General features: G+C 31.1%; 9 protein-coding genes. 1 reads left to right on the top strand and 8 read right to left on the bottom strand.

Annotated elements, in window-relative coordinates; translation table 4 throughout:
* The first annotated feature begins 175 nt into the window (after positions 1 to 175).
* A complete protein-coding gene (gene pepF / locus MAG_RS00640; RefSeq protein WP_011949304.1) occupies positions 176 to 2,014 on the top strand; it encodes an oligoendopeptidase F in 1,839 nt (612 codons plus the stop codon).
* Positions 2,015 to 2,074: 60 nt separating this feature from the next.
* Here the strand turns inward: pepF and MAG_RS00635 are convergent, their stop codons facing one another.
* The 8 genes from MAG_RS00635 to cdd all read right to left on the bottom strand — a co-directional run bounded on the left by MAG_RS00635 (position 2,075) and on the right by cdd (position 11,727).
* Entirely contained in the window at positions 2,075 to 4,462 is a 2,388-nt protein-coding gene (locus MAG_RS00635; RefSeq protein ID WP_011949303.1) for a phosphoketolase family protein, read from the bottom strand.
* A 186-nt stretch (positions 4,463 to 4,648) separates the two neighbouring features.
* Entirely contained in the window at positions 4,649 to 5,347 is a 699-nt protein-coding gene (locus tag MAG_RS00630) for a LemA family protein (protein ID WP_011949302.1), read from the bottom strand.
* A 100-nt stretch (positions 5,348 to 5,447) separates the two neighbouring features.
* On the bottom strand, positions 5,448 to 7,268 hold the full coding sequence (locus MAG_RS00625; protein ID WP_011949301.1) for an MAG1210 family protein: 1,821 nt from the start codon (positions 7,266 to 7,268) through the stop codon (positions 5,448 to 5,450).
* 48 nt (positions 7,269 to 7,316) lie between these two features.
* Positions 7,317 to 7,754: an MG284/MPN403 family protein gene (locus MAG_RS00620; RefSeq protein ID WP_011949300.1), complete on the bottom strand. Its 438-nt coding sequence runs from the start codon at positions 7,752 to 7,754 to the stop codon at positions 7,317 to 7,319.
* Positions 7,755 to 7,810: 56 nt separating this feature from the next.
* Entirely contained in the window at positions 7,811 to 9,247 is a 1,437-nt protein-coding gene (proS, locus tag MAG_RS00615; protein WP_011949299.1) for a proline--tRNA ligase, read from the bottom strand.
* Positions 9,248 to 9,363: 116 nt separating this feature from the next.
* A complete protein-coding gene (locus MAG_RS00610) occupies positions 9,364 to 10,416 on the bottom strand; it encodes an aminopeptidase P family protein (RefSeq protein ID WP_011949298.1) in 1,053 nt (350 codons plus the stop codon).
* Between the two features lie 34 nt (positions 10,417 to 10,450).
* Complete coding sequence (gene era / locus MAG_RS00605) at positions 10,451 to 11,323, bottom strand: GTPase Era (RefSeq protein ID WP_011949297.1); 873 nt, start codon at positions 11,321 to 11,323, stop codon at positions 10,451 to 10,453.
* An 11-nt stretch (positions 11,324 to 11,334) separates the two neighbouring features.
* Positions 11,335 to 11,727, bottom strand: coding sequence for a cytidine deaminase (cdd, locus tag MAG_RS00600; RefSeq protein ID WP_011949296.1), 393 nt, complete (start codon positions 11,725 to 11,727; stop codon positions 11,335 to 11,337).
* Position 11,728 lies beyond the last annotated feature (1 nt).

The following is an 11,728-nucleotide window of genomic DNA, read 5'->3' as shown; positions in this document are numbered from 1 at the left end:
AAAAAAGGCAATGAAGGATTTATGTCTTCATTAAATATCATAAGTGCTATTTTTAATCAATAACGGCTCTCTTTTATTACTTTTATAATCATTAGTTTAATTATTTTATAATATATTTATTTTTTATAAAAAATTTTAATTTTTGAATATATATTTAATTTTGGGAGAGGTAAAAATGAAGCAATATCCTAGCTATGATAAAGTAAATGATGAGCATAAATGAGACTTAGAATCAATTTTAGAAGGTAAAAGTTTTGAATATTGATTAGATAAGTATGTAAGTATTTTTAAAGACCTTATTGAAATTAAAGACTCAAAATACGAGAGCATTGAATCATTTATTGCTGGGCTTAAGTTAAATGAACAAATGGAAATTGTGGATAATAAATTACACAATTATATCTCTAATAAAACTAACATTAATTTAACTGATCCACAACCTCAAGAAATGGCTCTTAAATTTGATTCAGCTAATGAAGAATTAAATAAAGAATATGGTTCAGAAATCAACAGATTTTTTAAAAATGCTGATAAATTAAAATTATGAGTAAATGATGAAAGACTTAAATCATATAGAAAAATGATTAATGATACTTTAGATTCATTTAATCATAAATTATCAAATGATGTTGAAGAGTACTTGAATGAAGTTGCTTTTGGCGAGCCTAATTTAGAAGATGTTTTTAATATCTTAACTGATGCTGAACTAAGATATGATGATGTGCTTGATTCAAAAAATAAAAAGCACAAACTTGACCCAATTTCATATTCAAAAATGCTTAAATCTGATGATGCACTTTTGCGTAAAAATGCTGTTTTACAGTACAGGAAGGCAAAATTACAACACAAAGAATCACTTGCCAATATGCTTGTGCAAACTTTTAAAAATATCTCTGTTAATGCTAAAGTAAGAAAATACAAAGATTCAATTAATATGCTGACTTATGAAGATAAGGTAAGTGATGAAATACTATTAAAATTGTTTGAAAACATTGCTTCCTTAAAAGATGATATTTCTAAATACTGAAAACATTACAAAAAGTACTATGAAGCACACTTTAAGGAAAAGTTTAGAATTCTTTATGATTCAAACAGAGATATTTTTAAGGTCAAAAACAAATATAGCGTTGAGGAAGCAAAAGAGATAGTTTATAATGCTTTATTACCTTTTGGCACTGAGTACTCTGATACTATAAAACAGGCTTATAGGGAAAAATGAGTTGACTTTATGAGTGTCAAAAATAAGCTCTCTGGTGCATACTCAATTGGAAATACTTATGGCATAAATAAAAAGTATATTTTGATGAACTTTGATGGCGAGCTTAATTCAGTCGAAACATTAGCTCATGAATTAGGTCACTCAATGCACTCTTATTTTTCTGATAAAAATAATGATATAACCAATGCTAGCTATCCAATATTTTTAGCTGAAATAGCTTCAATTTTTAATGAATCAATGCTTTATGACTACTTGATAGAAAAATCAAGCAGCAAAATTGAAAAATTTACTATCTACAGCCACATAATTTCAGGCTTTTTTGGCACAACAGTAACACAAGCTAAATGAGCTAACTATGAATATGAGCTTTATAAAAAAGTGGATGCAAATGAAGTTGCTCCAAATTATGAAGAAGTGGCAAAAATATATTATGAAACTCTCAAAAAGTACTATAAAAAACCTAGAAAATTCAAAAAAGAAGAGCAAATTGCGGCTGTAACAATTCCTCATTTTTATATGGGCTTCTATGTTTATAAATATGCAATAGGTCAGCTTGTAGCGAACTATTTTTACAATCAATATAAGCTAAAAGGAAAAGAGTTTTTAGATAAATATATCAATAATTTTCTTTCAGCAGGCAATAGTGATTATCCTCTAAATACACTAAAGTCAATGGGGGTTGATTTAACCAGTGATGAATTTTACAAAAAAGGTTTTGAACACTTTCATAAATGCTTAAATGAATGAATTAAGTTAGGTGATGAAATTTTTGCTAAATCAAAAGCTAAAAAATAGACTTCTATGCCTATAAAACAGGCATAAAAAAATATTGGGGTTGTCCAATATTTTTTTAATTTATTTATATGGTGTTCATTCTCACTCTTTAACTTCTGGCAAGTCAGTACCGTATTCTTTAATATATGCTCTATGTTCTTTAATTTTATCTTCCATTAGTTTTACTAATTCATTTGCTTTAGATTCTCCAACAACTGGTGCTAATTTTTTAGCAACATTAGCTGTCATATGGAATCTGTCCATTTCGCTAAGTAAACGAATGTCAAATGCTGTTGTTATATCGCCATTTTCTCTATAACCGTGAGTAATAATGTTGTGATTCGAACGCAAGAAGAATATATCTCTTAAGATTGCTTCATAACCGTGGAAGGCAAATAAAATAGGCTTATCTTTTGTAAAGATTGAGTCGAATTCAGAATCGCTTAATCCTCTAGGGTCAATGCTTGGATGTCTTAGTTTTAGTAAGTCAAGTACATTAACAAATCTAATTTTTAATTCAGGGAAATGAGCACGAAGGTATGTAATTGTTGCTAATGATTCAATTGTTGATTCGGTTCCTGATGCAGCAACAACTAAATCAGGTTCTTCGTTTGGCTTAATATTTGATGCTCAATCAATGATTTTTATACCTTTTTCAACTAATTCAGTAGCTTCTTCAATGCTAAAGAATTGATGTCTAGGTTGTTTTGATGAAATAATTAAGTTAATAACATTTCTGTCTTGCAATGCTTTAGCCATTGTTGCAAGCAATGTGTTTGTATCAGCTGGAAGGTATTCTCTAATTAATTCAGGTCTTTTGTCAGCTAAGTGTCCAATTAATCCTGGATCTTGGTGAGTATAACCATTATGATCTTGTTGGAAAGCGTTTGAGGTTGCTATAACATTAAGTGAAGGATAATCATTTCTTCAAGGAATGTCTAGTGCTTTTTTAACTCATTTCATGTGTTGAGTAAGCATAGAATCAACTACTCTTAAAAATGATTCATATGAAGCAAAAACACCATGTCTTCCTGTTAGCACATATCCTTCAAGCATACCTTCAGCTTGGTGTTCAGATAGCTGCGAGTCAATAATTCTACCTACAGATGATAAAAATTCATCATATTTTTCATCAATTCTGTCTAATCATTGACGGTCAGTTACTTTAAACATTTCATATAGTCTGTTTGACTTATGTTCATCAGGTCCTCAAACTCTGAAATTATCTTTGTTTAGTAGACTTAATTCACCTAAATATGAACCTAAAGTAACCATATCTTGGTTAATAACTTTGCCAGGTTGTTTAATATCTAGTGCAAATTTTGTTCAATCTCCAACATTTATGGCTCTAGGATTAATGCCGCCATTAGCAATAGGGTTTTTGCCCATTCTTCTGTCACCTTTTGGTGCAATAGCAGCTATTTCAGGCTTCAATTGGGCATTTTCGTCAAATAATTCTTCTGGTCTATATGATCTTAATCAGTTTTCAAGCGCATCAATGTGTTGCATCTTTTCAGCTGATACAGGAACTGGAACTTGGTGTGCTCTGAAACTTCCTTCAATTGCTTCATGATTTCATTCTTTAGGTCCAGTTCATCCTTTTGGTGACTTAAGAACAATCATTGGTCACTGTGGCCTTTTAGCTTTATTGGCGCCATTTTTCCTAGCTTCAGCTTGATATTGTTTAATTAATTCCACACTTGCATCAAGTGCTTTGGCCATTTCATGGTGCATATATTCAGGTTCATTGCCTTCAACAATAAATGGTTTTCAACCAGCGCCTGTGAAATATGAAACTAATTCTTCATTTGATCTACGCGATCAAATTGTTGGGTTTGAAATTTTTCCGCCATTTACGTGCAAGATAGGCAATACCGCTCCATCATTAGCAGGGTTAATAAATGAATTTATAAATCAACCAGCTGAAAGAGGACCAGTTTCTGATTCACCGTCACCAATAACAGTAGCAGCAATAACATCAGGGTTATCTAAAACTGCACCCGCTGCATGTGATAATGAATATCCTAATTCACCACCTTCATGAATAGAACCAGGACATTCAGGAGCAGCGTGACTAGCTGTTCCACCAGGGAATGAGAAGTATTTAAATAAGTGTGTCATTCCTTTGATGTCTTTAGTAACATGAGGAAATAATTCAGTATATGAGCCATCAAGATATGTGTTTGAAGCTATAACTTGACCGCCATGGCCTGGACCACTAATGAAAAACATATTAAGGTCGTATTTGTTTATGATTCTGTTTAAGTGTGCATAAATAAAGTTTTGACCAGGAACTGTTCCTCAGTGACCAATTGGGTAAATTTTTACATCATTACTGGTAAGTGGTATTTTTAAAAGTGGATTATTTCTTAAATACATTTGACCAACTGATAAATAGTTAGCAGCTCTTCATCAGGCGTCAACTAAATTTAGATATTCCTTACTGTCAAAATCGTGTGACTTTTTCATAATTACTCCTTTGAAGTTTTATTACATAATACTCACAACATGACTTATAAATATTAGTATAAAAAATTATAATGTAAATTAAGGCGTTTTAAGTCTGGCTAAAAAAATAAAAAGTTTAATATGGAAATAATGCCTTTTTTCTTAAAATTGGTTTCAAAAAACGGCCTGATGCCGTCTTTTTGATTTTTATGCCATAAAGTTTGCATTTGCGCGTTCTTTTATTTCTTGGCTTACTGAAAATGGAACTCTTGTTGTATATCCTTCTTTAGAAGCAACCGTTGCTTTAGTTGGTCATTCAAAAATTGCTTTGTTTCATATAGCAACAGTATCATTATAAAGTTCTCTCGCTGCTGTAATTTCTGCTTGACTTCTTCTGTTTTCATCCATAACTCTGTGAAGTAATTCATGAGCTTTTAATTCTGGATATCTTTCAAATTGTACGTTGACATTTCTTAAGCCTTGAAGAGTTGAAGCAACAGAATTAAATGTTTTATCAATATCTTCAGCTACTTGTGCCCTGTTAGCATCAGTAATATTTACTCCGCTTCTATATGCAGTGATTTTTTCTAAAACTTCAGTCTCAAATCTAACTGCCTCTTTAGCAATAGACACAGCATTATTCATTATATTAACTCTATTTAATAAGTAGGCATCTATTGTTGAAGACTTAGCTTGGATTTCTTGTTCTAATTTTTGTAAGTAGTTTTTAGCCTTAACTTTTTTAAATAGAAAAATTATTCCAGGGATTATTAATAGTAGTCATAATATAACTTCAAACAAAGTTGAACGTCATGTTACTTTAGCAGGAATTTGCTTATGTATAACATTAACATCTCTTCCTTGAGGATTAACTGGGTCAGTTAATTCATCTAATTGATTTGCCATATTTCTCCTTTAAACAGTTATTTTTATGTTTAAAATTATATATTAAATTTTCTTATTTATCTGTGTACAGCTAGTTGTTAACTTATACAAAAATAGCAATTTAGTTTAGCTCTTTATGGAACACTCTTACATAACTAGAAAGAGTTTCACCTTTAGCTAATGATTGGCTTTCATCAGCAAATTCATTTAATACTTCATTTAATTCATCAAGATATGAATCATTGCTTTCAAATTCATTAATTTTGCCAACTTGAATTACAAATTCACGGTGCTCAGGAGTATATAAGGTTCAATGAACTGGAATGGTATGAAGCTCACCATCAGATCCCATTTTAGTTACATAATCTGTTTCAATTGATGTTGAAAAACCTTGAGCTTGGACACTAAATTCTTCAAAATTAGAATCTGACTTATGCACGTCCGAGATGTTAACTACAAATTCAGTGTCTGTTCAACCATTTTTGCCTGATTTATTTATTGTGCTGTGTGCAAGCTTTTCTAATTCTAAATATGAAAGACTCCTGTCATTAGTTTTATTTAGTAGTTTTTCAATAGATGATATATAGTTAGGAATGCATAATAATGGAGCTATGCTGAAATAAAATTCTTTGAAAAACAAGGCCATTTTTTGGTTAAACTTGTTGAAAATTTCATTATATGAGTATGAATTGCAATCAATTATTTCTTTAAATATTTCATTATCTTCATATTCCAATTGAGTGTTCTCAATTAAATTGACATTACCATTTTTAGAGAATTTAAAATTATCACCATAACCGTTTTTCTTATCTAAAAGCAAATTTGTCATATTCTTCTGTGCCAAAGGGGTAAAGAGCTCACGATATTCTCTTTCATTATCTCTATTAGTTGCATCAAATAAAGCTTCAAATTTAGTGTTGCTCATTACTCTAAATGATGAATTCTTAGCAATAGATTTCTCGGTAAGCTTAGTTAGTTCGTCACCTCTTTTTCTTAAAAACTTTTCTATTTCCCGCTCATTCATTACATTAACTTTTGTTGGTTTTCTAAAGAAGCTAAGTTTTGTTCCTTCATTTGAACCAAAAAGCAAGTAATTATCATCGCTAAATTCAGGCGCTGGTTTTGTTACAGTAGCTACAAGTACTTCTGATCTTTCTCTGCTTCTAGCTTCATTATTAACATAGTATGTCTCTGTTCATGTTATGGTTATAGAGCCACTGTAATCAACATCAACATATCTTCAACCTCTTTTATTAACAAAAATAAAAGGAGAAGTAAATAAAGTTCCACTTAAGATTGATTTGCAATATGTATTTTCACTCTTACCTAAAAGTTTCTGTGCTCCGTATTCACTTACAAAGCTGTTATATCATTCATTCATTAAGTACTTATTAAACTTAATTTCTGGCATTGTTTTTTGCAAAATTTCTTCTTTGATGCCATGTCTTTCTAAAAGTGAAAGTAGTGGCTCTATTGCACTTGAAACTTTTTTGTATGCTTCTCCTTTGGCTATTATGTCTTTAATTAATTGCTTTTTGTTTTTAATAAACTTAACTAAGAAAAGGCCAAATGATAAACCAAGGAAAGTAACACCTAATATTGGCGCTACAATAACCTGTGCTAAATCAGCACTGCTATATATTGCTGCATCTAAAATTTTGAACTTTAAAACAACTCCGAATCATAAAAATGCTACTAGTCCAAGAACCAAAAATACTATAAATCAGGCTAAAAAGGATGAAACAGCTCTGCTGGTTTTCTCTTTCTTATTGGCTGCTGCTTCATAATTTTTTGCTAGTGTTTGGCACTCTTCTACAGAAATATTAGACTTCTTTACTGCGTTTTCAAAATATTTATTTGCCTCTTCTAAAAACTTTTCTCTAAGCGGCAAATAATTTGAATTAGGGTCATAATTTGCTCAAATAGTTTCCAAAATATTCATACCTTAAACTCCATTTATATAGTATGTTAATTATATTAAATTTAAAATTTAAGTGCCTTTTTTATTGTGTTTACTAAAAGAAAAGCAAGAGAAAAAACTCTCTTGCTTTCGTGCTAAATAATCATATGATCTTTGTCTAAATAGTAGGCTAAAAAACTCGTCAACTGCTTTTTTACGATACTTATAGTATGTTGTTTTTGAATAAAACTCTTCATATCAGTAATTGTTTTCTTTTTCCAAAAATTCTTTAGTTATTAAATGCTTATAATTATCTTCTAAACACTCAAGCGCCCTATTGAATTTATCAGAAAAAAATGTGCGGCTTCTATGATGAATTTTGTTTCTGTCACTATAAAGTAAATTGCTTCTTTCGTCTAACTTTGCGCGAGCCTTTTCTATCCTACATATTGTGGCAACAAACTTATATTTTTCTAAGTCTGACATTGCATAATTTAAAACATTATGAAGCGATATGTTATTTATCATAATTTTCCTTTATTTGGCATAAGTTATGAAAATAAAACCGCTATCAATGTTAGTAATTAGTATGCTTTAGCAAAAATAACATACTTGTTAGTTTGCGATCTACATTCTTCAAAAATGCATTTGTTAACCTTGCCAGGTTTTAATGATTTTCTAGGAATGCATCTAGTTGTTGCGCCTGTCTCTTCTTTGATTTTTATCTCTGCTTCTTCAGCACAGCAAAAAGGAGCTAAAACAAACTTGTTCTCCTTAATTTTAGTTTTGAATTCTTCATAGTTATCAACAAGGACAGTATTTTCGTCAAGTTTTCTTTTGGCATTTTCATAAAGATTATTATGAATGCTGTTTAGTAATTCACGAACCTTGCTCTTAACATATGATACACTAACTATAGTTTTTTCTAAGGTGTCCCTACGCACTATAGTTACAGTTTTATTTTCTAGATCTTTAGGGCCAACCTCGATCCTAAGTGGTACACCTTGAATTTCAGAATTTGAAGCTTTATAGCCAGGAGATTTGTCAGTCGAATCAAGCCTTACTCTAAATTTTCTTTCTAGTTGCTTAGCTAATTCATTACAAAAGTCATGAACTTTAGGCTGTTTATTAGCAAATAATTCCAAAATGTCAACTTGAACAGGAGCAACCTTAGGAGGAATAATTATTCCCCTATTATCACCATGGGTCATTATAATTGCGCCTAGTAATCTTGTAGAGACACCCCATGATGTTTGGTAAACAAACTCATCTTCATTTTTATCATTTTTGAAAGAAATTTCAAACCTTTTAGAAAAGTTTTGGGCTAAATAGTGGCTAGTTCCTGCTTGCAATGCCTTTCCATCTTTCATCATAGCTTCAACTGTATATGTTGAGCAGGCTCCAGCAAATTTTTCATATGGAGTTTTCTTGCCAATAATTGTTGGTATAGCTAAATAATTTTTTAAAAATTTAGCATACACATTGATCATTTCTCTAGTTAATTTTCTAGCTTCAATTGCACTTTTGTGGCATGTGTGGCCTTCTTGTCATAAAAATTCCCTGCTTCTTAAAAATGGATTTGTTGTCTTTTCTCACCTTACGACATTTGCCCATTGATTGTATAAAATAGGCAAATCCTTATGCGAAACAATCATTTTTTTAAATAAGTCAGCAAATAAAACTTCTGATGTAGGCCTTACATAAATTTTTTGATCAAGCTCTTTATCACCAACTTTAGTTATTGTTGCTAACTCAGGGTTAAAACCAGCAATATGTTCTTTTTCTTTAGCAAGTAATCTGTCAGGAATGAACAAAGGAAGATATACATTTTGAACTTTTAAGCCTCTAAAAATTTCATTCAGCGCTTTTTGTATTTGTTCTCAAATTCCATATGAATTTGGTTTAAAAATTAATGTTCCTTTAACTGGACCATACTCAATTAAGTTCCCTTGCTTTACAACATCAGTGTATCATTTAGCAAAATCTAGCTCTAAAGGAGTTATCTTTTCTAGTTCTTTCATAGTGATATGAATTTTATTAAATATTTAGCAAAAAGTTAAAAAAACAGGTCATAATTCATAAAAAATGAGTTTTCAAACAAAAAAAGAAAGCCTCTCCACTTTCCTTTTTTAAGTTGTTACATTGCTTCTTCTTCAGGGCGTGTTAGAACACGGTGTCCATCTGCAGTAACAAGCACGTCGTCTTCAATTCTAGCACCACCAAGACCTGGGATGTAAATTCCTGGCTCAACAGTAATAATCATTCCTTCTTCTAAAACATAGTCACTGTGTGAGCTTACATTAGGAAGTTCATGAACGTCAATTCCTAAACCGTGTCCGGTTGAGTGTACAAAATATGATCCATATCCTTGTTTTTGAATGTAGTCTCTACATATTTTGTCAATGTCAGAAGCCTTAACGCCTGGTTTAACTGCTTCACGGCCTAAACGAGCAGCCTCTTTAACAATTTCTAATATTTTTTCTTGTTCTGGTTTATCACTTATGTTTTGTCTTCCAAGAATAAATGTTCTAGTAATGTCAGCACAAAAACCATTGTATAGTGCACCAAAGTCAATCTTTAGTAATTCGCCACTTTTGATTCTTCTATCAGTTGGGTGGTGGTGTGGTTCAGCTGAGTTAGGTCCAGAAGCAACAATTTCATCAAAACTTTCTTTTTGAGCACCATATGTTTTCATTAAGTGGTTTAGTTTTGTTGCAATTTGTTTTTCAGTCATTCCTGGAATAATTCATTCAACTAATTTTTCATAAGCTTTCAATGAAATGCTTATTACTTCTTCCATAGCCTTTATTTCTGCCTCACTCTTTTTAATTCTTAATTCTTGTCCCTTAATAAAGGCAACAGTTTTAGGATTAATTAGTTTATGCAATTTATCAAATTCATCATAAACGATGTAGTCTTTTTCAAATGCGACTTTTTTATAGGCTTTTTGGTCAAAGAATTCCTTCAATGATTTACCAGCTAATAAACGCACTTCAACATTTTGAGCATACTTTTCGCAGTATTCAATATATCTACTATCAACAAATAAATATGCCTTATCTTTTTCAATAATAATGTAACCATCAGTAGTTTGGACATTTGAATACCATAGTCTAGTTTGTGGTGCTGATGACACTATGCAATCTATGTTTTTTTCAGCAAATATTCTGTCTAACAATTGTCTATTCATAATAATTCCTTCTTCTTAAAAAGATCACTATATATTAATTATAGCCAAATTTTTTGAGTGCACTTTTGTCATTGATTCATTTGTTAGAAACTTTGACTTTTAAATTTAGTGTCACTTTTGTATCAAACTGATGGCTCATTTTCATTCTGGCATTTGTGCCAATTTTCTTAATCATTGATGCACCTTTGCCGATTAAGATGCCTTTTTGAGAATCTTTTTTGACATAAATAATGGCATTAATAGTTATTCTGTCATCTTCTTCGATAAAATCTTGTACTTCAACAGCTATTGAATGTGGCAGTTCATCAGTTAAAAGATTTATTGCACTTTCGCGAATATATTCTTTGGCCATAAATCGCATAGATTTATCTGTAATATAATCTTCGTCATAAAATGGCGGCGCATTATATGCATATTCTTTTAATATTTCAATTAGCGAGTCAACTGACTTATCGTTTTTATTTGAAACTGAAATAATTTTGTTAAAACCATACTCTTTTAAGCCATCAATTTTCTTAGCAATTTCATCAGGCGATTTAGCTAAATCAATTTTAGAGATAACAGCTATTTTATTTTTTGCATTAGTAATTCTTTCTAAAATGAGCTTGTCGCCTGATTTTATATCTTCATTTACTGGACTTAAGAATAGAACACAGTCAATATCTTTAAGAGAGCTAAATGCCTCTTTGTTTAGTGATTCGCCCAAAAGATTTAATGGTTTATGAATCCCCGGAGTGTCAACAAAAACAAACTGATATCCATCTTCAGTATAAACACCCATAATTTGGTCTCTAGTTGTTTGTGGCACATTTGAGACAATAGCCAAATCGTATTTAATAATCTTATTTAATAAAGATGATTTACCAACATTTGGCCTGCCTAGAATACTTATAATACATACTTTCATAATTGTGCTCGCTAAGATTTAATCTGTTCTGTTCTTATTGGATGTGGAACTAGTTCACTAAGTTTGTTGACTCTCACATTATCGCCCGAATTGTTGTATTGATAAATTAAGGCATTGTCAGGCATAAATTCAGTTAAAACTTGCCTACATCCAGCACATGGTGAAATTACATCATTGCTTGATGAAATAATGTGTATTTCCTTAAATGTGCCTACTTCCGCACCATGAGCAACAGAACCGAATAACGCTGATCTTTCGGCACATAAGCCTGAAGGGAAGGCTGCATTTTCAACATTAACTCCTGGATATTCTTTTCCATTTTTATCAATTGCTATAGCAGCTACTTGAAAGTGCGATCAAGGGCAGTATGCATACTTTAATAAACTTTTTAATTTTTCAACCATT

Source organism: Mycoplasmopsis agalactiae PG2 (assembly GCF_000063605.1).
Classification (GTDB): Bacteria; Bacillota_I; Bacilli_A; order Mycoplasmatales; family Metamycoplasmataceae; genus Mycoplasmopsis; species Mycoplasmopsis agalactiae.
This window is presented reverse-complemented; position numbering and strand designations above follow the sequence as displayed.